Here is a 20,608-nt window from a genome sequence, read left to right on the forward strand (position 1 = left end):
GACATGTCGCCATGCCAGCCTGCCGTTTGAGGTACAGGACCAGGTCCCTGCCCGACCCCACGGCCGGCTGAGCCGATGCGTGCCGATCGCGTCTTCGCGTACGGCGCCGCCGCCGGCCTCCTCGGTGACCATCTGCTCGGCGATCCGCGCCGTGGACATCCGGTCGCCGTGTTCGGGCGGGCCGCAGGTGCCGTGGAGCGGGTGTTGTGGCGGGACCACCGCGGGTGGGGCGCACTGCACACCGCCGTGTGCGCCGGTGGCGCCATCGCGCTCGGTGTCGTGGCGCAGAGAGCCGTACGTCCGTCCCGTGCCGCCTCCCTCGCGCTGACCGCGGCCGCCACCTGGGCCGTCGTCGGGGGGACTTCGCTCGCGCGCGAGGCCCGTGGCATCGGGCGTGCGCTGGAGACCGGGGACGTCGAGGCCGCCCGGGCCAGGCTGCCGCATCTGTGCGGACGGGATCCGCAGGCCCTGGACGCCGACGGGATCGCGCGGGCGGTGGTGGAGTCCGTCGCCGAGAACACGTCCGACGCCGTCGTGGGGGCGCTGGTGTGGGGGGCCGTGGGCGGGGTGCCGGGGCTGCTCGGGTTCCGGGCCGTCAACACGCTCGACGCCATGGTGGGGCACAAGTCGGCCAGGTACCGGCGGTACGGGTGGGCTTCGGCGCGGCTGGACGACGTGGCGGGGTGGCCGGGGGCCCGTCTGACCGCCGTACTGGCCGCCGTTGCCGGGGGTGACGGCCGGGGGGCCGTACGCGCCTGGCGTTCTGACGCCGCGAAGCATCCGAGTCCCAATGCCGGGCCTGTGGAGGCCTCGTTCGCGGGGGCGCTGGGGGTGCGGCTCGGGGGGACCTTGTCTTACGGGGGGCGGGTCGAGCATCGGCCTGTGCTGAACGCGGAGGGGCGGGCTGTGGAGGCCGGGGACATCGAGCGGGCCGTGCGGTTGTCGCGGCGGGTGGGGTGGCTGGCGTTGGGGGTCAGCGCGGCTGGGGCGGTGCTGCGGGGGCGGGCGGCGAGGCGCCCGGCGGTGGGGGCTGTGCCCACCCTCCCCCACTCTCGGCTTCGCTCGAGCGGGGGGCCCGCCATCGCCCCAGCGGAACGACTGCCCACAGCGGTTGGCGGTGCGTCATGACCGGCGGGGGGCTTCTCGTTGCCGGTACCACCTCCGACGCCGGGAAGAGTGTCGTCACCGCCGGGATCTGTCGTTGGCTCGTGCGGCAGGGGGTCAAGGTGGCGCCCTTCAAGGCGCAGAACATGTCCCTCAATTCGTTTGTGACGCGTGAGGGTGCCGAGATCGGGCGGGCTCAGGCCATGCAGGCGCAGGCCTGCCGGGTCGAGCCGACCGCGCTGATGAACCCCGTGCTGCTCAAGCCCGGTGGCGAGCAGAGCAGCCAGGTCGTGCTGATGGGCAAGCCCGTCGGCGAGCTGAGTGCGCGCGGGTATCACGGTGGGCGGCAGCAGCAGCTTCTGGGGACCGTGCTCGACTGCCTGGCCGAGTTGCGGGGCACGTATGACGCCGTGATCTGTGAGGGGGCGGGTTCTCCCGCCGAGATCAACCTGCGCCGGACCGACATCGTGAACATGGGGATCGCCCGTAACGCGCGGCTTCCCGTGCTCGTGGTCGGTGACATCGACCGCGGTGGGGTCTTCGCCTCCTTCTTCGGGACCGTCGCCCTGCTCTCGCCCGAGGACCAGGAACTCGTCGCCGGGTTCCTCGTCAACAAGTTCCGCGGGGACGTCAGCCTTCTGGAGCCCGGCCTCGACATGCTGCGCGGCCTCACCGGACGGCACACCTACGGCGTCCTGCCGTTCCAGCACGGCCTCGGCATCGACGAGGAGGACGGACTGCGGGTCTCCCTTCGGGGGACGGTGCGGGAGTCGAACGTCGCGCCGCCCGTCGACGAGGACGTGCTGCGGGTCGCCGTGTGCGCGATCCCGCTCATGTCCAACTTCACCGACGTGGACGCCCTGGCCGCCGAACCGGGCGTCGTGGTGCGGTTCGTGGACCGGCCGGAGGAGCTCGCCGACGCCGACCTCGTCGTCGTTCCGGGGACCCGGGGGACCGTGAAGGCCCTGGAGTGGCTGCGCGAGCGGGGACTTGCGGACGCTCTGGTCCGCAGGGCCGCCGAACAGCGGCCCGTCCTCGGCATCTGCGGTGGGTTCCAGGTCCTCGGCGAGCACATCGAGGACGAGGTCGAGAGCCGGCGCGGGCATGTCGAAGCGCTCGGAGTGCTGCCCGTACGGGTGCGGTTCGCCCGCGAGAAGACCCTCACCCGGCCCGTGGGGGAAGCCCTGGGCGAGCATGTCGAGGGGTACGAGATCCATCACGGGGTCGCCGACATAGGCGGCGGCGAAGCCTTCCTGGACGGCATCCGGGTCGGGCAGACCTGGGGCACGCACTGGCACGGCTCGCTGGAGTCGGACGGGTTCCGGCGGGCCTTCCTGCGCGAGGTGGCGGCCGCCGCGGGCCGTCGTTTCGTGCCGGCGCCCGACACCTCTTTCGCCGCGCTGCGCGAGGAGCAGCTCGACCGGCTCGGCGACCTGATCGAACACCACGCGGACACGGACGCGCTCTGGCGGCTCATCGAGTCCGGCGCGCCGCAAGGACTGCCTTTCATTCCACCGGGAGCGCCCGCATGAGCACAGTGTTGTTGTTGTCGACCGCCGACACGGATCTGTTGGCCGCTCGGGCCGCGTCCGGTGCCGACTACCGGATCGGCAACCCGACCCGGGTGGATGTGACCGAGGAGCTGCCCGGCCTCCTCGACGGCGCCGACATCGCCGTCGTACGGCTGCTGGGCGGGAAGCGGGCCTGGGAGGACGGGCTCGCCGCGCTCAGGGCGTCCGGGATCCCGACCGTGCTGCTCGGCGGGGAGTCCGTCCCCGACGCCGAGTTGATGGCCGAGTCGTCCGTGCCCGCCGGTGTCGTGGCGGAGGCGCTCAGGTACCTCGTCGAGGGCGGCCCCGCCAACCTCACCGAGCTCGCCCGGTTCCTGTCCGACACCGTGCTGCTGACCGGTGAGGGGTTCGTCGAGCCGCAGAAGATGCCGGAGTACGGCGTCCACGGCGAGCGGGAGTTCGTCGAGGGGCGGCCGACCGTCGGTGTGCTCTTCTACCGGGCCCATGAGCTGAGCGGCAACACCGCCTTCGTGGACACCCTGTGCGAGGCGATCGAGGCGAAGGGCGCCAACGCCCTTCCCGTGTACTGCGGTTCGCTGCGCGGTGCGGACGCCGGGCTGTACGAGATCCTCGGGCGGACCGACGCCCTCGTCGCCACCGTCCTCGCCGCCGGCGGCACACACGCCTCGCAGGCCTCGGCCGGAGGTGACGAGGAGGCCTGGGACATCGGGGCGCTCGCCGACCTCGACGTGCCCGTCCTGCAAGGTCTTTGCCTGACGTCCTCCCGTGAGACCTGGGACGAGTCGGACGCCGCCCTGTCCCCCATGGACGCGGCGATGCAGGTCGCGATCCCCGAGTTCGACGGGCGGCTGATCACCGTCCCGTTCTCCTTCAAGGAGCAGGGCCCCGACGACGTGCCCGTGTACGTCGCCGACCCGGAGCGGGCCGCGCGCGTCGCCGGGATCGCCGTACGGCATGCGCTGTTGAAGCACAAGGCGAACGCCGACAAGAAGCTGGCGCTCGTCTTCACCGCGTACCCGACGAAGCACTCCCGGGTCGGCAACGCGGTCGGGCTCGACACGCCCGCGTCGGCCGTACAGGTGCTGGACGCGCTGAAGGCCGCCGGGTACTCGCTCACCGAATACCCCTCCGGCGGCGACGAGTTGATCCACCGGCTCATCGCGGCCGGCGGTCACGACGTGGAGTGGCTGACCGAGGAGCAGCTGGCCGCCGCCCCCGCGCGCGTACCGCTGGCCGACTACCGGGCGTGGTTCGACCAGCTGGACCCGGAGCTCAGGGACGGGATGCTGGAGGCGTGGGGCGAGCCGCCGGGCAGTCTGTACGTCGACGGGGAGGACATCGTCCTCGCCTCCCTCCAGTTCGGGAACGTCGTCGTGATGATCCAGCCGCCGCGCGGCTTCGGCGAGAACCCCATCGCGATCTACCACGACCCCGACATGCCGCCCTCACACCACTACATGGCGGCCTACCGCTGGCTCGACCACACGTTCGACGCCGACGCGATCGTCCACATGGGCAAGCACGGCACGATGGAGTGGCTGCCCGGCAAGGGGCTCGGACTCAGCGGCGGATGCGCGCCGGACGCCGTCCTCGGCGAACTGCCGCTGATCTACCCGTTCATCGTCAACGACCCCGGTGAGGGCACCCAGGCCAAGCGGCGCGGCCATGCCACGGTCGTCGACCACCTCGTACCGCCCATGGCCCGTGCCGACACCTACGGCGACCTGGCCAAGCTGGAGCAGCTGCTCGACGAGTACGCCCTGGTCTCCGACCTGGACCCGACGAAGGCGCCGGCCGTCCGGGCCCAGATCTGGACGCTGGTCAAGGCGGCCGAGCTCCACCACGACCTGCATGTGGACGAGCAGCCGGACGAGGACGAGTTCGACGAGTTCGTCATGCACATCGACGGCTATCTGTGCGAGATCAAGGACGTGCAGATCCGCGACGGACTGCACATCCTGGGCGGCGGGCCGGTCGGCGAACCGCGGGTGAACCTCGTGCTGGCCGTGCTGCGCGCCTCGCAGGTGTGGGGCGGGCAGGCGAACGCGCTGCCGGGGCTCAGGGCCTCGCTGGCCGCTCATTTCGGGCTGGTGGAGAAGGAGCTGCTCGCCGAGCCGGGCGCGCCGGTGAAGGTGCCGGTGGAGCTGAGCGATCTCGTCGAGGGCCCCTCGCGTACGGCCGCCGACGCCATCGACCTGCTGGAGCAGCTGTGCCGGCGGATCGCGGAGGGCATGGAGGCGCGGGACTGGGACGTCACGCTCGCCCGGGCTCTCGTCCGCGGGGTGCTCGGCACCGAACTCCCCGACGCCGTAGCGGTGTTGGAGTTCGCCTGCACCGAGGTGGTGCCGCGGCTGGCCCGTACCACGGACGAGATCGGCCACATCCTCAAGGCACTTGACGGTGGTTACGTCCCGGCCGGACCGTCCGGTTCCCCGACCCGTGGCCTGGTCAACGTCCTGCCGACCGGCCGGAACTTCTACTCGGTCGACCCCAAGGCCATTCCCTCCAGGCTGAGTTGGGAGGTCGGGCAGTCGCTTGCGGACTCCCTCGTCCAGCGGTACCTGCAGGACACCGGCGAGTACCCGAAGTCCGTCGGACTGACGGTCTGGGGCACGTCCGCGATGCGCACGCAGGGCGACGACATCGCCGAGATCCTGGCGCTGCTGGGCTGCCGGCCGGTGTGGGACGACGCCTCGCGCCGCGTGACCGGCTTCGAGGTGATCCCGCTCGACGAGCTCGGGCGGCCGCGCATCGACGTCACCGTCCGCATCTCCGGGTTCTTCCGTGACGCGTTCCCGCACGTCGTCGGACTGATCGACGACGCGGTCCGCAAGGTCGCCGAGCTGGACGAGCCCGCCGAGCAGAACTTCGTGCGCGCCCACGCCGACGAGGACACGGCCCAGCACGGCGACCGGCGGCGCGCGACCTCCCGGATCTTCGGCTCCAAGCCGGGCGCCTACGGTGCCGGTCTGCTGCCGCTGATCGACGCCCGCAACTGGCGCTCCGACGCCGACCTGGCCGAGGTGTACGCCGTCTGGGGCGGTTACGCGTACGGCCGCGGGCTCGACGGGCGGGCCGCGCGCGGGGACATGGAGACCGCGTTCAAGCGGATCGCCGTGGCGGCGAAGAACGTCGACACCCGTGAGCACGACCTCGTCGACGCCGACGACTACTTCCAGTACCACGGCGGCATGGTCGCCATGGTGCGGCATCTGACGGGCGAGAGCCCCGAGGCGTACGTCGGTGACTCCGCCACCCCCGACCAGGTGAAGACGCGGACGCTGGGCGAGGAGACGCACCGCGTCTTCCGCGCGCGTGTCGTCAACCCGCGCTGGATGGCGGCCATGCGACGGCACGGCTACAAGGGTGCCTTCGAGATGGCGGCGACCGTCGACTACCTCTTCGGCTACGACGCCACGGCCGGTGTCGTCGACGACTGGATGTACGAGAAGCTCAGCGCCGAGTACGTCTTCGCCCCGGAGAACCGGGAGTTCATGAAGCAGTCCAACCCATGGGCGCTGCGCGGCATCACCGAGCGCCTGCTGGAGGCCGCCGACCGCGGCCTGTGGGCGGAGCCGGACGCGGAGACGCTGGAGCGGCTGCGCGCCACGTACCTGGAGCTGGAAGGCGACTTGGAGGGCGACCAGTGACCACCCCCTTCCCCTTTACGGCCGTCGTCGGCCAGGACGACCTGCGGCTCGCGCTGCTGCTGAACGCCGTGTCACCGGCGGTCGGCGGTGTGCTGGTGCGCGGCGAGAAGGGCACCGCCAAGTCGACGGCCGTGCGGGCGCTCTCGGCGCTGCTGCCGGAGGTGGCCGTCGTCCCCGGGTGCCGATTCTCCTGCGACCCGGCGGCACCGGACCCGTCCTGCCCGGACGGACCGCACGAGCCGGGGCCGGGCACGGGACGCCCCTCCCGCATGGTCGAGTTGCCGGTCGGCGCCTCGGAGGACCGCCTCGTCGGCGCCCTCGACATCGAGCGGGCGCTTGCCGAGGGCGTGAAAGCCTTCGAGCCCGGCCTGCTCGCCGACGCGCACCGCGGGATCCTCTACGTCGACGAGGTCAACCTGCTGCATGACCATCTCGTCGACCTGCTGCTCGACGCGGCCGCGATGGGTGCCTCGTACGTCGAGCGCGAGGGAGTCTCGGTGCGGCACGCCGCGCGCTTCCTGCTCGTCGGCACGATGAACCCCGAAGAGGGCGAACTGCGGCCGCAGCTGCTCGACCGGTTCGGGCTGACCGTCGAGGTCGCCGCTTCCCGGGAGCCGGACCAGCGGGTGGAGGTCGTCCGGCGCAGGCTCGCCTACGACGACGATCCCGCCGGCTTCGTGGCCCGCTGGGCGGGCGAGGAGGCTTCCGTACGTCAACGGATCGTCGCCGCACGGGAGTTGCTGCCGTCGGTGCGGCTGGGCGACGGGGCGCTCCGGCAGATCGCGGCGACCTGTGCCGCCTTCGAGGTGGACGGCATGCGGGCCGACATCGTGATGGCGCGCACGGCCACCGCGCTGGCGGCCTGGGCCGGGCGGACCGAGGTGCTCGCCGAGGACGTACGGCAGGCGGCACTGCTCGCGCTGCCGCACCGGCGCCGTCGCAACCCCTTCGACGCGCCGGGGCTCGACGAGGACAAGCTCGACGAGACGCTGGAGGAGTTCTCCGGCGACGACGATCCCGACCCGGACCCCGACGGCGGCGGACCGGACGGCGGCGGGCAGCCGCCCTCCGGGGACTCCGACGGTCCGCAGGGCGGTGACACCGACGCGCGGCCCGAGGCCGGGGAGGGCGGACAGCCGCAGGCCTCGGGGGCTGCCGAGCAGTCCGCCGTGCGGGCCTCGGAGCCCTTTCGCACCAAGGTGCTGAGCGTGCCCGGGATCGGTGAGGGGGCCGCCGGGCGGCGTTCACGCGCCAGGACCGAGCATGGCCGGACCACTGGGGCCCGGCGGCCCCGAGGGGCGCTCACCAAGCTGCACCTGGCGGCGACCGTGCAGGCCGCCGCGCCGCATCAGCGGGCGCGGGGGCGGTCAGGGCCGGGGCTGGTCGTGCGGCGGGACGATCTGCGGCAGGCCACCCGGGAGGGGCGCGAGGGGAATCTCGTGCTGTTCGTGGTGGACGCGTCGGGTTCGATGGCGGCCCGGCAGCGGATGAGCGCCGTGAAGGGGGCCGTGCTGTCGCTGCTGCTGGATGCGTACCAGCGGCGGGACAAGGTGGGGCTGGTGACGTTCCGGGGAGCGGCCGCCGAGGTCGCGCTGCCGCCGACCTCGTCCGTCGACGCGGCGGCGGTGCGGCTGGAGTCGTTGCCGACCGGTGGGCGGACGCCGCTCGCGGCCGGGCTGCTGCGCGCGCACGACGTGCTGCGGGTGGAGCGGTTGCGGGATCCGGCGCGGCGGGCGCTGGTCGTGGTGGTGACGGACGGGCGGGCCACCGGTGGCCCCGAGCCGGTCGCGCTGGCCGGTCGGGCCGCTCGGCTGTTCGCGGCCGACGGAGTCGCCTCCGTGGTCGTCGACTGTGAGTCCGGGCCGGTGCGGCTCGGGCTCGCCGGGCAGCTCGCGGGTGAGCTGGGCGGTACGGCGGTGACGCTCGACGAGTTGCGGGCTGACTCGATCGCCGGGCTGGTCAGGGATGTACAGGGTGGGACGAAGAGGAGGGCCGCGTAATGCCGCAGGGGCAGCCGAGTGTGGTGCCGGACGACGGGCTGACGACTCGTCAGCGTCGTAACCGGCCGCTGGTCGTCGTGCACACGGGCATCGGCAAGGGCAAGTCCACGGCCGCCTTCGGGCTTGCGCTGCGGGCCTGGAACCAGGGGTGGCCGATCGGGGTGTTCCAGTTCGTCAAGTCGGCGAAGTGGAAGGTCGGCGAGGAGAACGCGCTGCGGGTGCTCGGCGCCTCGGGCGAGGGCGGGACCGTCGACTGGCACAAGATGGGCGAGGGCTGGTCCTGGGTCCAGCGGGACTCCCAGATGGACAACGAGGAGAAGGCCCGGGAGGGCTGGGAGCAGGTCAAGCGGGACCTCGCCGCCGAGACGTACAAGCTGTATGTGCTGGACGAGTTCGCCTACCCCATGCACTGGGGGTGGGTGGACACCGACGAGGTCGTGGACGTGCTGCGGAACCGGCCGGGGACCCAGCATGTGGTGATCACCGGGCGGAACGCGCCCGAGAAGCTGGTCGAGTTCGCCGATCTCGTGACCGACATGTCCAAGGTCAAGCATCCGATGGATGCGGGGCAGAAGGGGCAGAGGGGCATCGAGTGGTGATGTCGTCGTGAGTTCCTCCCTGTCCTGCGTCCCCCGGCTGGTCATCGCCGCGCCCTCCTCGGGCAGCGGCAAGACCACCGTTGCCACGGGGTTGATGGCCGCGTTCGCCGCGCGGGGGCTTGCCGTGTCCTCGCACAAGGTGGGACCGGACTACATCGACCCCGGGTATCACGCGCTCGCCACCGGGCGGGTGGGGCGGAACCTCGACGCGTATCTGTGCGGGCCGGAGCTGGTCGGGCCGTTGTTCCTGCACGGGGCTCGTGGGTGTGACATCGCCGTCGTCGAGGGTGTGATGGGGATGTTCGACGGGGCCGCGGGGGAGGGTGAGCTGGCGTCCACCGCTCATGTGGCGAAGCTGCTCGGGGCGCCTGTGGTGCTGGTGGTCGACGCGTCGTCGCAGTCCCGGTCCGTGGCGGCGTTGGTGCATGGGTTCGCGTCCTGGGATCCGGAGGTGCGGGTCGGGGGCGTGATTGTGAACAAGGTCGCCTCGGATCGGCATGAGGAGTTGCTGCGGGAGGCGTTGGATTCGGCCGGGGTACCTGTGCTCGGGGTGTTGCGGCGGGTGGCTCAGGTGGATACGCCGTCGCGGCATCTTGGGTTGGTGCCCGTCGCCGAGCGGCGGGCTGCGGCTGTGGAGGCGGTTGCCGCCATGGCGGCGCAGGTTTCCGCAGGGTGCGATCTTGAGGCGTTGGCGGGGCTGGCGCGGAGTGCGGGTGCGTTGTCGTGTGCGGCCTGGGATGCGGCTGAGGTGCTTGCTTCTTCGCCCCCGCCGCCCCTTCCCGTCCCGTCCCTGGGGGCTGCCGCCCCCAGACCCCCGCTTCGGCCTGAACGGCCTCGTCCTCAAGCGCCGGACGGGCTGGGTGACCCCCAGCAGGTGGGTGACAGGCTGGTGGTTGCCATTGCCGGTGGGGCCGCCTTCACGTTCTCCTACGCCGAGCACAGTGAGCTGCTCGCTGCCGCAGGGGCCGAAGTTGTTCCGTTCGATCCGCTCCGGGATGAGCAACTGCCCGACGGGACACGGGGGTTGGTCATCGGTGGCGGGTTTCCCGAAGTGTACGCGAGTGAGTTGTCCGCCAACGAACCGCTGCGCAAGGCCGTCGCCGCGCTTGCGGAGGGCGGGGCTCCCGTTGCTGCCGAGTGTGCCGGGCTGCTGTATCTGTGCCGGGAGCTCGACGGGCAGCCCATGTGCGGGGTGCTCGATGCGAGGGCGCGGATGAGCGGGCGGCTCGCCCTCGGGTATCGGGACGCCGTGGCCGTCGGTGACAGCGTGCTGGCGCCCGCCGGGACCAGGATGCGGGGACACGAGTTTCACCGGACGGTCGTCGAGCCGGGAGCGGGGGCGGCTCCCGCCTGGGGCGTGCGCGCCCCTGTACCGCGGGTCGAAGGCTTCGTACAACAAGGTGTGCACGCCAGTTATCTGCACACGCACTGGGCGTCCGAGCCCGGTGTCGCCCGTCGGTTCGTGGAGAGGTGCCGGACGTCATGAGCAGCAGCAACAACAGCAGGTTGATCGGGGTCGGGGTGGGTCCCGGTGACCCCGAGCTCGTGACCGTCAAGGGGGTCAATGCCCTGCGGGCCGCCGATGTCGTCGTCGTGCCCGTCATGGACACCCTGGAGCGCGGGCGGGCCGAGGCCACCGTGTTGCACTACGTACCCGCGGAGAAAATCGTCCGCGTGGTGTTCGCGCTGAACGAGCGCAGTGACCGCGGGCGGAGGGAGGCCGCCTGGGACGCGGCCGGGGAGCGGGTCGCCCAGTTGCTGCGGGAGCGGGGCGTCGTCGCGTTCGCCACCATCGGCGATCCCCATGTCTATTCCACCTTCACCTATCTCGCGCAGACCATCGCCGAGCTGGTGCCGGGGACCGGCATCGAGACCGTCCCGGGGATCACCGCCATGCAGGATCTCGCGGCGCGCTCGGGTGCCGTGCTCACCGAAGGCACCGAGCCACTCACTCTCGTGCCCGTCACCGCCGGGGCGGCCGTGCTGAAGGACGCCCTCAGCGGGCCCGGCACCGTCGTCGCCTACAAGTTCGGGCGGCAGGCCGGCGAGGTCGCCGAGGCGTTGCGCGAGACCGGCCGGCTCGACGATGCCGTGTGGGGCTCCGCGCTCGGGCTGGAGTCGGAGTCCATCCGGCCGGCGTCCCAGCTCGACGGCGAGCCCCTCCCCTACCTGTCCACGCTCATCGCGCCCGCGCCGCGCGACGGCGGCCGCGGCGGCAAGCTGTGACCGGCGCCGGCTCACCCGGCCAGGCCCACCACCAGCCAGATGAACGCCGCCCCCGCCACCGTGCACAGCAGCGTCGAGCGGGCGGGGTGCTCGTGGTGCGCCTCGGGGAGGATCTCGGCGGCGGCGAGGTAGAGGAGTACGCCGCCGAACAGGCCGAGGTAGCCGCCGAGCAGGCCCTCCGGGATGGTGACGAACGCCGCCGAGGCCGCGCCGGCCACCGGGGCCACCGCGTCCGCGAACAGCATGGTCAGGGCCTTGCGGCGGGCGTTTCCGTACAGGCTGGTGATCGTGTACGTGTTGAAGCCGTCCGCGAAGTCGTGGGCGACCACCGCCAGCGTGACCGCCGTGCCCATGCCGCCGCCGACCTGGAAGGCCGCGCCGATCGCCACGCCGTCCATGTAGCTGTGACCGACCATCGCCGCGGCCGCCGTGAGGCCCACCTCGGGTGCGCGTCCGTTGCTCTCCTCCCCGCCGTGCGAGGCCTGGCGGGCGGCCAGCAGGCGTTCCACCAGATGGGCCAGCAGAAAGCCGGCCACGAACAGCAGCAAAGCCGCCGGTACGCCGAAGACCTCTTCGCCCGCCGCCTTGAGCGCCTCCGGCAGCAGGTCCAGGCCGACGACACCCAGCATCAGTCCGCCGGCCAGGCCCAGAACCAGGTGGCGGCGGTCGGTCACATGCTGTGCCGTCCAGCCGCCGGCCAGCGTCATCAGGAACGCGCCGAGCGCGACGAAGACCGCCATACGCCCTTGCTATCCGATCAACCCCCGTTCACGCACGTCCGACGGCAATAACCACACCGGACTCGTGACACGACACCAAGAGCCAGAACCCAGCGCTTTGCTAGAGAGGACCGTTTCCATGGCCGATGCCCCCACCGGCAAGGTGACCTTCGTCGGTGCCGGCCCCGGCGCCGCCGACCTGCTGACGTTCCGTGCCGCGCGCGCCATCGCCGAGGCCGACGTCGTGATCTGGGCCGCGAGCCTGGTGCAGGCGGAGGTCCTCGAGCACGCGCGCGAGGACGCGGAGATCCTCGACTCGGCGACGATGTCGCTGGAGGACGTCGTCGCCGTCTACGAGCGCGCGCATCGCACCGGTCTGAAGGTCGCGCGTATCCACTCCGGGGATCCCGCCCTGTGGGGCGGTACGCAGGAGCAGCTGGACCGGTGTGCGCGGATCGGTATCGAGACGGAGGTCGTGCCCGGTGTGTCCGCGTTCTCGGCCGTCGCCGCGCTCGCGCAGCGCGAGTTGACCATTCCGGAGGTCGCGCAGTCCGTCGTGCTGACCCGGCTCGGCGGCGGCAAGACGCCGATGCCGCCCGGGGAGGAGGTGCGGGAGTTCGCCAAGCACGGCACCACCATGGCGATCTTCCTGTCCGCCGCGCGCAGCGGGCAGCTGGTGCGGGAGCTGCTGGAGGGCGGCTATCCGACGTCCACGCCGGTCGTCGTCGCGTACCAGGCGACCTGGCCGGAGGAGCTGGTCGTGCGGTGCACGATCGGCACGCTGGAGGAGACGGTCAAGGAGCACAAGCTCTGGAAGCACACCCTCTTCCTGGTCGGCCCGGCGCTGGACGCCGAGGGCACCCGCTCGCACCTGTACCACCCCGGCCACTTCCACGGCTACCGCAAGGCCGACCCGGAGGCCCGCAGGGCCCTGCGTGCGCGGGGTGCCAGTACGTGATCACGGTCGTCGGTACGGGGACGGGCGCGCCCGTTCCCCTCGAAGCGGTGGCGGGGGCCGAGCTCGTCGTGGGCGGGCGGCGGCACCTGGACGCCGTACGGCTGCCCGAGACCGCCGAGCGGATCGTGCTCGGGCCGCTGGCGCCCGCCCTGGACGCCATGGAGGAGTACGTCGGCAAGGACCGGCGGGTGGTCGTGCTGGCCTCGGGCGATCCCGGGTTCTTCGGGATCGTGCGGGCGCTCGCCGAGCGGTTCGGTGCGGAGCGTCTGGACGTACGCCCGGGTGTCTCGTCCGTCGCCACCGCCTTCGCGCGGCTGGGGCTGACCTGGGACGACGCGGTCGTCGTCAGCGCGCACGGGCGGGACCCGCGCGTGGCGGTCAACGTGTGCCGGGCGCATCCGAAGGTGGCCGTGCTGACCGGCCCGGGCGCCGGTCCTGCCGAACTGGGCGCCGCGCTCGCCCGTACCGCTCCCGGCCGGGTCCTCGTCGTCGCCTCCGCGCTGGGCTCCGACGAGGAGCGCCTGGAGCGGGTCTCCCCCGCGGAGGCAGCGGGCCGCGACTGGGGGACGGCGGTGAGCGTCGTCCTGTGCCTCGACGAGACGCGGGCGCTCGGTCCCGTACGGACGCTGGCGGGAGCGGCCGTACGGCCCTCCGGATGGGCTCTGGACGAGGGCGCTTTCGCGCACCGCGACTCGATGATCACCAAGTTCGAGGTACGGGCCCTGGCCCTGGCCCGGCTCGGGCCACGCCCCGGCGACCTGGTCTGGGACGTCGGCTCCGGGTCCGGTTCCGTGGCCGTGGAGTGCGCGCGGCTGGGCGCCGCCGTCAGCGCCGTCGAGAAGGCCCCGGACGGGGTGGAGCGGATCCGCGCCAACGCCGGTGCACACGGCGTCGACGTGCACGTGGTGCACGGGACGGCGCCGGACGCGCTGGACCGACTCGACGATCCCGACGCCGTGTTCGTCGGCGGCGGGGGGCGCGAGCTGCCCGACATCGTGCGTGCGTGCGCGCGGCGGGCCCGGCGGACGGTCGTGGTCGCCATGGCCGCACTGGACCGGGTGCCCGCGGTACGCACGGCGCTCACCGAGGCCGGGTTCGACTGCGACGGGGTGCTGTTGCAGTCCTCGCGGCTGGCGCCGCTGCCGGGAGATGTGACCCGGCTGGCGGCGACCAATCCGGTTTTCCTGCTGTGGGGGGCCACAACCCCCGTCTCTCGTGAAGGAGTTGCCCTGTGATCGGCCTCATTTCCGCCACCGCGGCGGGGGCGGCGGCGCGCGACCGGCTGGCCGCGGCGTGGCCGGACCGCACGCGGGTGTACGAGGGTCCCGTCGGGGACGCCGTACGGGCCGCGTTCGCGGAGTGCGAGCAGCTCGTGTGTTTCCTGGCGACGGGGGCCGTCGTACGGCTCGTGGCGCCGCTGCTCGGTGACAAGGCGTCCGACCCGGGTGTGGTGTGCGTCGACGAGGGCGGGCGGTTCGCCGTGTCGCTGGTGGGCGGACACGGCGGGGGTGCCAATGAACTCGCCGAGCGGGTGGGTGAGGTGCTGGGCGCCGAGCCGGTGGTGACCACGGCGACGGACGCGGTCGGGATCCCTGGCCTGGACACGCTCGGCCTCCCGGTGGAGGGCGACGTGGCCGGTGTGACGCGGGCGCTGCTGGACGGTGAGCCGGTCGCGCTGGACGCCGAAGTGGCGTGGCCGCTGCCGCCGCTGCCGTTCGCGGCGGAGGGCACGCGGACGGTCAGGCTGACGGACCGCGCGGTCGAACCCGCCGATGGTGAGGTGCTGCTCCGTCCGCCGTCCCTGGTCGTCGGCGTGGGTGCGTCCAAGGGTGCCCCGGTCGACGAGGTGATCGGGTTGGTCGAGAGCGCGTTGCGGGACGCGGGACTGTCTCCTCTTAGCCTCGCCGAGGTCGCGACCGTGGACGCCAAGCGGGAGGAGCCCGGCATCGTCGAGGCGGCCGCGCGGCTCGGAGTGCCCCTGGTGACGTACTCCGCCGAGGAGTTGGCGAAGGTAGAGGTCCCCAACCCCTCCGACGCCCCGCTCGCCGCCGTGGGCACTCCGTCGGTCGCCGAGGCCTCCGCGCTCGCCCGCGGCGGTGAACTCCTCGTCCCCAAGCGGAAGTCGTCCCGTGCGGACGGGCACGCCTCGATGGCGACCTGTGCCGTCGTACGGCGCCCTGCCCGCGGCCGGCTGGCGGTCGTCGGGCTCGGCCCCGGCGCCCGCGATCTGCTCACCCCGCGCGCCACGGCCGAACTGCGGCGCGCCTCCGTGCTCGTCGGGCTCGACCAGTACGTCGACCAGATCCGCGATCTGCTGCGGCCGGGCACCCGGATCCTGGAGTCCGGGCTCGGCGCCGAGGAGGAGCGGGCCCGGACCGCGGTCGCCGAGGCCCGCAAGGGGCAGGCGGTCGCGCTGATCGGCAGCGGCGACGCCGGCGTGTACGCGATGGCCTCCCCCGCGCTCGCCGAGGCCTCCGACGACATCGACGTGATCGGCGTACCGGGCGTCACCGCCGCACTCGCGGCCGGGGCGATCCTGGGGGCGCCGCTCGGCCACGACCATGTGTCCATCAGCCTCTCCGACCTGCACACGCCGTGGGAGGTCATCGAGCGGCGGGTGCGCGCGGCGGCCGAGGCGGACCTCGTGGTGACCTTCTACAACCCCCGTTCCCGGGGCCGGGACTGGCAGCTGCCGAAGGCGCTCGCGATCCTCGCGGAGCACCGGGAGCCGACGACGCCGGTCGGTGTCGTACGCAATGCGTCGCGGCCGGACGAATCCAGCCGGGTGACCGACCTGGGCTCCCTGGACCCGGCGACGGTCGACATGATGACGGTCGTGACCGTGGGCAACACGGCGACCCGCGAGATCGCGGGGCGCATGGTGACGCCGCGCGGCTACCGCTGGCAGGAGGCCGACCGGTGAACCGTGTGGTCCATCCGATCGAGGAGGAGTCCTACCGGCGGCTGCGGACCCGCCTGGACACCTCGCACTTCCCGCCGCTGACGCGGGCGGTGGTGGAGCGGGTCGTCCACTCCGCCGCCGACCTCGACTACGCGACGGATCTCGTCATGGACGAGGCCGCCCTGGAGAAGGCGTATGCCGCCCTGCACGGCGGGGCGCCCGTCGTCGTGGACGTGGAGATGGTCGCGGCCGGGATCACCCGGCGCGAGACGGTCTGCCGGCTCAGGGACGCCGTGGCCGGTCCCGGACTGACCCGTTCGGCGCACGCGATACGGCTCGCCTACGAGCAGGTCGGCCCGGGAGCCCTCTGGGTGATCGGCAACGCGCCGACCGCCCTGGAGGAGCTGCTGACCCTGGACGCCGCCCCGGCACTCGTCATCGGCCTGCCCGTCGGCTTCGTCGGCGCGGTCGAGTCCAAGGCCGCGTTGCGCGAGAGCGGGCTGCCCGCCGTCAGCAACGTGTCCGAGAAGGGCGGCTCGGCGGTCGCCTCGGCCGCCCTGAACGCCCTGCTGTACCACCCCACTTCGTACTCCGAGGAGACATCGTGACCACCCCGCCGCCCGCCCTGCTCATCGCCGGTCATGGCACCCGGGACGAGGCCGGAGCCGAGGCGTTCCGCGACTTCGTAGGGCAGCTGGGGGACCGCCACCCCGACCTGCCCGTCGCGGGCGGCTTCATCGAGCTCTCGCCGCCCCCGCTCGGCGAGGCGGTCGCCAAACTGGTGGAGCGGGGGGTACGGCGTTTCGCCGCCGTACCGCTGATGCTGGTCTCCGCCGGGCACGCCAAGGGCGACATCCCCGCTGCCCTGTCCCGCGAGAAGGAGCGCCACCCGGGGATCTCCTACACGTACGGGCGTCCGCTGGGCCCGCACCCCTCGCTGCTGTCGGTCCTGGAGCGGCGGCTGGACGAGGCGCTCGGAGGAACGGCACGAACGCCTCAGGACCGGGCCGACGTGACCGTACTGCTGGTGGGGCGCGGGTCGACCGACCCGGACGCCAACGCCGAGGTGTACAAGGCGGCGCGGCTGCTGTGGGAGGGGCGCGGGTACGCGGGCGTGGAGACGGCGTTCGTGTCGCTGGCGGCGCCGGACGTGCCGAGCGGCCTGGACCGGTGCGCGAAGCTGGGCGCGCGCCGGATCGTCGTCCTCCCCTACTTCCTGTTCACCGGCATCCTGCCGGACCGGGTGCGGCAGCAGACGGAGGGCTGGGCGGCCGCGCACCCGGAGGTCGAGGTGCGCTCCGCGGACGTCATCGGCCCGGAGCCGGAGCTGCTCGATCTGGTGATGGAGCGGTACGAGGAGGCCGTCAAGGGCGATCTGCGCATGAACTGCGACTCGTGCGTGTACCGGATCGCGCTGCCGGGCTTCGAGGACAAGGTGGGGCTGCCGCAGCAGCCGCACTTCCACCCGGACGACGACGGCCACCATCACCACGGTCACCACCACGGCGGACACGCCCATGCGCACTGAGCACGATCTCCGTCACCACGGTGACGCCGAGGTGCGCGACGACGGTTCGGCGCTGGTCGACCTGGCGGTGAACGTCCGCGCGGACACCCCGCCCGCCTGGCTGCGCGAGCGCATCGCGGGCTCGCTCGGCTCCCTCGCGGCCTACCCGGACGGACGGGCCGCGCGGGCGGCGGTGGCGGCACGGCACGGCCTGCCGGTGGAGCGGGTGCTGCTGACGGCCGGTGCCGCCGAGGCCTTCGTGCTGCTCGCCCGCGCCCTGAAGGTACGGCGGCCGGTCGTCGTGCACCCGCAGTTCACGGAGCCGGAGGCGGCCCTGCGGGACGCGGGCCACACGGTGGACCGGGTGCTGCTGCGCGAGGAGGACGGCTTCCGCCTCGACCCGGCGGCGGTCCCCGAGGACGCGGACCTGGTGGTGATCGGCAACCCGACGAACCCGACGTCCGTCCTGCACCCGGCCGCGTCCATTGCTCGACTCGCCCGTCCCGGGCGGACGTTGGTCGTGGACGAGGCGTTCATGGACGCGGTGCCGGGTGAGCGGGAGGCGCTGGCCGGGCGTACGGACGTGCCGGGGCTGGTGGTCCTGCGCAGCCTCACCAAGACCTGGGGGCTGGCCGGCCTCCGGATCGGCTACGTCCTCGCCGCCCCCGAGACGATCGCCGAACTGGAGCGCGCCCAGCCCCTGTGGCCGGTGTCCACACCCGCGCTGGCCGCCGCCGAGGCCTGCATGGACCCGCAGGCCCTCGCGGAGGCGGCCCACGCGGCACACCGCATCGCCGCCGACCGAGCCCATCTCATCACCGGCCTCGGCGAGTTCACCTCGGCCGGACTGCGCGTGACACAGCCCGCCGAGGGCCCCTTCGTCCTCATACGACTCCCCAGGGCGACCGCGGTACGCAGGCACCTGCGGGACCTGGGTTTCGCGGTACGGCGCGGCGACACGTTCCCGGGGCTGAGCGAGGAGTGGCTACGGCTGGCGGTGCGCGACCGTGGCACGGTCAACACCTTCCTACGGGCACTGGACCGCGCCCTGACCCTGGCATCGTCGCCGGATCGCTGATAACCACGGGCCGGGGCAGCGCCCCTTAAGGGGCGCGGGGCTGTATCGATATGCGGCTCCGCCGCGTGGGCGCGACCAGCCCCCACAAACCCGCAGCCAAAAGCCCCTCCCCGCGGAGCGCTCAGCTACGACCCCGCCGCGCCAGCGCCACCGCTCCCCCGCCCGCCAGGACCAGGGCGATCGCGCCACCCGCGATATACGGCGTCATGGAGTTGCTGCCGGTCTCGGCAAGCCCGGTCTCCCCACCCTGCGCCTTGGCGCCGCCGGTGCCACCGTTGCCGCCGGAGCCACCCGCAGGGCCCGTGCCGGGTGCCGCCGCCCCCTGCCCACCCGCCGGCGGCGCCTCGCAGGTCGCCTTCGCCAGCGTGACCGTGCCCCCCACCTCGGCCACGTTGAGCTTCAACGGGTTGACAGACACCTTGAGTTCGAGGGCCGTGGCGGCCGCCGTACGCGAGGTCGTCTCCGTCCTCGACAGGTCGAGGCGCACCTCACCGATGCCGGCCGCCTTGACCTCGGTGGTGCCGCCGGTCGTCAGGGTGACCTTCTTGCCCAGGACGGTCACCGAGCCGCCCAGGTTCGAGGAGGCGACGGGCTTCTTCCCGGCCTCGCAGACCGCCTTCGACGTGACCTGCTCCAGCTCGATGAGGGACAGCAGCGGCAGACCCGGCACGTGGACGCTGGCGTGGGCGAGGTTGGCGGAGCCCTCGGCGCGGTCGGAGGTGACGCTCGCCGCGGACTTCGCCGTCTTCGCGTCCAGCACGCTGAAGGGCCTGCCGCCGTTGACGCCGTCCAGCTCGGCGCTCAGCGCCGTCTTCTCGGCGCTCTCGGGCGCCTCGACCTGGTTGAGCGAGACCGTGAGGGGGACGTTCACGGTCTTGTTGAGCAGGGAGACGTCGAGCCCGGTGCGCAGGACGACGGCGCTCGCCCGGCCCTGGTCGCCGGTCGCGTGCGCGGCGCCCGCGCCGGCCAGCGCCGCGGGACCCGCGGCGAGGGCCGTGGCCGTCGCGACGGTGGCGAGACGGCGTGCGGGCATGCGGAAGTTCTTGCCGTTCAAGGTGGGGACCCCTCAGAGGATTCTTGCTCGGGACCCGTCAAGAATTGCGCACCAGGGGTGCCCTGACGGCATTCCGGCGCCACTTCACCCCATCGTGTGTTCGTCGTGAACATTTTCGAATCTCCGGGCACAGGCGTTCCACTCTTTCACCGCCGTATCGCCTGTTCCCGCGTCGGTCAGCCGACGACGAGTCCGTTCACCACTACCCGTCGAGGGGCCTCCAGTACACGTACATCGGCCCGTGGATCGCTCTCGTACACCACGAGGTCGGCCGGCGCCCCCTCATCGAGGCCGGGGCGGCCGAGCCACTTCCGTGCGCCCCAGGTGGTCGCCGAGAGCGCCTCGACGGGCGGGATGCCGGCGGTGACCAGCTCCGCCACCTCGCCCGCCACCAGGCCGTGCGCGAGGTGGCCGCCGGCATCGGTGCCGACGTAGACGGGGATGCCGGCGTCGTAGGCGTTGCGCACGGTCTCGTAACGGCGTTCGTGCAGCCGCCGCATATGGGCCGACCACTTGGGGAACCTCTCCTCACCGCCGTCGGCGAGCCGCGGGAAGGTCGCGATGTTGACGAGGGTCGGGACGATCGCGACGCCCCGCGAGGCGAAGAGGGGGATCAGGTCCTCGGTCAGGCCCGTCGCGTGCTCGATGCAGTCGATGCCGGCCTCGACCAGGTCCTGGAGGGAGTTCTCCGCGAAACAGTGGGCGGTGACGCGGGCACCGAGGCGGTGGGCCTCGGCGATGGCCGCCCGCACGGCCTCCCGCGGCCAGCTGGGGGCGAGGTCGCCGAGGTCGCGGTCGATCCAGTCGCCGACCAGCTTCACCCAGCCGTCACCGCGGCGAGCCTCCTGGGCGACGTAGGCGGTCAGTTCGTCCGGCTCGATCTCCCAGGCATAGTTGCGCAGGTAGCGGCGGGTGCGGGCAATGTGACGGCCGGCGCGGATGATCTTCGGGAGGTCCTCGCGGTCGTCGACCCAGCGGGTGTCCGAGGGCGAGCCCGCGTCACGGATGAGGAGGGTGCCCGCCTCGCGGTCGGTCAGTGCCTGCTTCTCGGCGACGTCCTGCTCGACCGGCCCGTGCGGGCCGAGGCCCACGTGGCAGTGGGCGTCGACGAGCCCGGGGAGCGCCCAGCCCTCGACGGTACGGACGTCGTCCGCGCCGCCCGGGCGGTCGTAGGAGATACGGCCGCCGACCACCCACAGCTCGTCCCGGACGTCCTCGGGCCCGACGAGGACCCGGCCCTTCACATGCAGCACCGCGCCATCGCTCATGCACCGCACCT

16 protein-coding genes are annotated in these 20,608 nt (G+C 72.9%); 13 read left to right on the forward strand and 3 right to left on the reverse strand.

Annotated elements, in window-relative coordinates; translation table 11 throughout:
* Positions 1 to 75 precede the first annotated feature (75 nt).
* From ACWC1K_RS34070 to cobI, 7 genes are read left to right on the forward strand one after another with little or no spacing between them, the layout of a single operon-like run.
* A complete protein-coding gene (locus ACWC1K_RS34070) occupies positions 76 to 1,128 on the forward strand; it encodes a cobalamin biosynthesis protein (protein ID WP_450836787.1) in 1,053 nt (350 codons plus the stop codon).
* Complete coding sequence (locus ACWC1K_RS34075) at positions 1,125 to 2,636, forward strand: cobyric acid synthase (protein ID WP_450836788.1); 1,512 nt, start codon at positions 1,125 to 1,127, stop codon at positions 2,634 to 2,636. The genes ACWC1K_RS34070 and ACWC1K_RS34075 overlap by 4 nt, the downstream gene beginning before the upstream one ends.
* Positions 2,633 to 6,286: a cobaltochelatase subunit CobN gene (gene cobN, locus ACWC1K_RS34080; RefSeq protein ID WP_450836789.1), complete on the forward strand. Its 3,654-nt coding sequence runs from the start codon at positions 2,633 to 2,635 to the stop codon at positions 6,284 to 6,286. Before ACWC1K_RS34075 ends, cobN begins: the two co-directional genes overlap by 4 nt.
* Positions 6,283 to 8,286, forward strand: a complete 2,004-nt coding sequence (locus ACWC1K_RS34085) for a putative cobaltochelatase (protein ID WP_450836790.1) — start codon at positions 6,283 to 6,285, stop codon at positions 8,284 to 8,286. The genes cobN and ACWC1K_RS34085 overlap by 4 nt, the downstream gene beginning before the upstream one ends.
* Entirely contained in the window at positions 8,286 to 8,885 is a 600-nt protein-coding gene (gene cobO / locus ACWC1K_RS34090) for a cob(I)yrinic acid a,c-diamide adenosyltransferase (protein WP_123964296.1), read from the forward strand. Before ACWC1K_RS34085 ends, cobO begins: the two co-directional genes overlap by 1 nt.
* Positions 8,848 to 10,371, forward strand: a complete 1,524-nt coding sequence (locus ACWC1K_RS34095; protein ID WP_450836791.1) for a cobyrinate a,c-diamide synthase — start codon at positions 8,848 to 8,850, stop codon at positions 10,369 to 10,371. Before cobO ends, ACWC1K_RS34095 begins: the two co-directional genes overlap by 38 nt.
* Entirely contained in the window at positions 10,368 to 11,111 is a 744-nt protein-coding gene (cobI, locus tag ACWC1K_RS34100) for a precorrin-2 C(20)-methyltransferase (protein WP_450836792.1), read from the forward strand. Before ACWC1K_RS34095 ends, cobI begins: the two co-directional genes overlap by 4 nt.
* A gap of 11 nt (positions 11,112 to 11,122) precedes the next feature.
* Here the strand turns inward: cobI and ACWC1K_RS34105 are convergent, their stop codons facing one another.
* Positions 11,123 to 11,851, reverse strand: a complete 729-nt coding sequence (locus ACWC1K_RS34105) for a ZIP family metal transporter (RefSeq protein WP_450836793.1) — start codon at positions 11,849 to 11,851, stop codon at positions 11,123 to 11,125.
* Positions 11,852 to 11,969: 118 nt separating this feature from the next.
* Here ACWC1K_RS34105 and cobM point away from each other — a divergent pair, with 118 nt between their 5' ends.
* The 6 genes from cobM to cobC are packed head-to-tail and all read left to right on the forward strand — an operon-like array spanning position 11,970 to position 18,275.
* On the forward strand, positions 11,970 to 12,788 hold the full coding sequence (cobM, locus tag ACWC1K_RS34110; RefSeq protein ID WP_351481708.1) for a precorrin-4 C(11)-methyltransferase: 819 nt from the start codon (positions 11,970 to 11,972) through the stop codon (positions 12,786 to 12,788).
* Positions 12,785 to 14,023: a precorrin-6y C5,15-methyltransferase (decarboxylating) subunit CbiE gene (cbiE, locus tag ACWC1K_RS34115; RefSeq protein WP_450836794.1), complete on the forward strand. Its 1,239-nt coding sequence runs from the start codon at positions 12,785 to 12,787 to the stop codon at positions 14,021 to 14,023. Before cobM ends, cbiE begins: the two co-directional genes overlap by 4 nt.
* Positions 14,020 to 15,711 carry a precorrin-3B C(17)-methyltransferase gene (cobJ, locus tag ACWC1K_RS34120; RefSeq protein ID WP_450836795.1) on the forward strand — a complete coding sequence of 564 codons (1,692 nt, stop codon included), beginning with the start codon at positions 14,020 to 14,022 and terminating at the stop codon, positions 15,709 to 15,711. Before cbiE ends, cobJ begins: the two co-directional genes overlap by 4 nt.
* On the forward strand, positions 15,708 to 16,298 hold the full coding sequence (locus ACWC1K_RS34125; RefSeq protein WP_450836796.1) for a precorrin-8X methylmutase: 591 nt from the start codon (positions 15,708 to 15,710) through the stop codon (positions 16,296 to 16,298). Before cobJ ends, ACWC1K_RS34125 begins: the two co-directional genes overlap by 4 nt.
* Positions 16,295 to 17,218 (forward strand): sirohydrochlorin chelatase, encoded by a 924-nt coding sequence (locus ACWC1K_RS34130; RefSeq protein ID WP_450836797.1) that lies wholly within the window; start codon positions 16,295 to 16,297, stop codon positions 17,216 to 17,218. Before ACWC1K_RS34125 ends, ACWC1K_RS34130 begins: the two co-directional genes overlap by 4 nt.
* Positions 17,208 to 18,275 (forward strand): Rv2231c family pyridoxal phosphate-dependent protein CobC, encoded by a 1,068-nt coding sequence (gene cobC / locus ACWC1K_RS34135; protein WP_450836798.1) that lies wholly within the window; start codon positions 17,208 to 17,210, stop codon positions 18,273 to 18,275. Before ACWC1K_RS34130 ends, cobC begins: the two co-directional genes overlap by 11 nt.
* 121 nt (positions 18,276 to 18,396) lie before the next feature.
* On the opposite strand, the gene ACWC1K_RS34140 is transcribed toward cobC, so the two are convergent.
* Positions 18,397 to 19,329, reverse strand: coding sequence for an SCO1860 family LAETG-anchored protein (locus tag ACWC1K_RS34140; RefSeq protein WP_450836799.1), 933 nt, complete (start codon positions 19,327 to 19,329; stop codon positions 18,397 to 18,399).
* 176 nt (positions 19,330 to 19,505) lie between these two features.
* Complete coding sequence (locus tag ACWC1K_RS34145; RefSeq protein ID WP_450836800.1) at positions 19,506 to 20,597, reverse strand: amidohydrolase family protein; 1,092 nt, start codon at positions 20,595 to 20,597, stop codon at positions 19,506 to 19,508.
* Positions 20,598 to 20,608: the final 11 nt, after the last annotated feature.

The sequence above is a fragment of the Streptomyces sp. NPDC001492 genome (assembly GCF_053597275.1).

Excerpts from the sequence above, each read along its gene's own strand:
- ACWC1K_RS34070 (WP_450836787.1), top strand. The coding sequence starts at position 76 with ATGCGTGCCGATCGCGTCTTCGCGTACGGCGCCGCCGCCGGCCTCCTC.
- ACWC1K_RS34075 (WP_450836788.1), top strand. The coding sequence starts at position 1,125 with ATGACCGGCGGGGGGCTTCTCGTTGCCGGTACCACCTCCGACGCCGGG.
- cobN (WP_450836789.1), top strand. The coding sequence starts at position 2,633 with ATGAGCACAGTGTTGTTGTTGTCGACCGCCGACACGGATCTGTTGGCC.
- cobO (WP_123964296.1), top strand. The coding sequence starts at position 8,286 with ATGCCGCAGGGGCAGCCGAGTGTGGTGCCGGACGACGGGCTGACGACT.
- ACWC1K_RS34095 (WP_450836791.1), top strand. The coding sequence starts at position 8,848 with ATGCGGGGCAGAAGGGGCAGAGGGGCATCGAGTGGTGATGTCGTCGTG.
- cobI (WP_450836792.1), top strand. The coding sequence starts at position 10,368 with ATGAGCAGCAGCAACAACAGCAGGTTGATCGGGGTCGGGGTGGGTCCC.
- ACWC1K_RS34105 (WP_450836793.1), bottom strand. The coding sequence starts at position 11,851 with ATGGCGGTCTTCGTCGCGCTCGGCGCGTTCCTGATGACGCTGGCCGGC.
- cobM (WP_351481708.1), top strand. The coding sequence starts at position 11,970 with ATGGCCGATGCCCCCACCGGCAAGGTGACCTTCGTCGGTGCCGGCCCC.
- cobC (WP_450836798.1), top strand. The coding sequence starts at position 17,208 with ATGCGCACTGAGCACGATCTCCGTCACCACGGTGACGCCGAGGTGCGC.
- ACWC1K_RS34145 (WP_450836800.1), bottom strand. The coding sequence starts at position 20,597 with ATGAGCGATGGCGCGGTGCTGCATGTGAAGGGCCGGGTCCTCGTCGGG.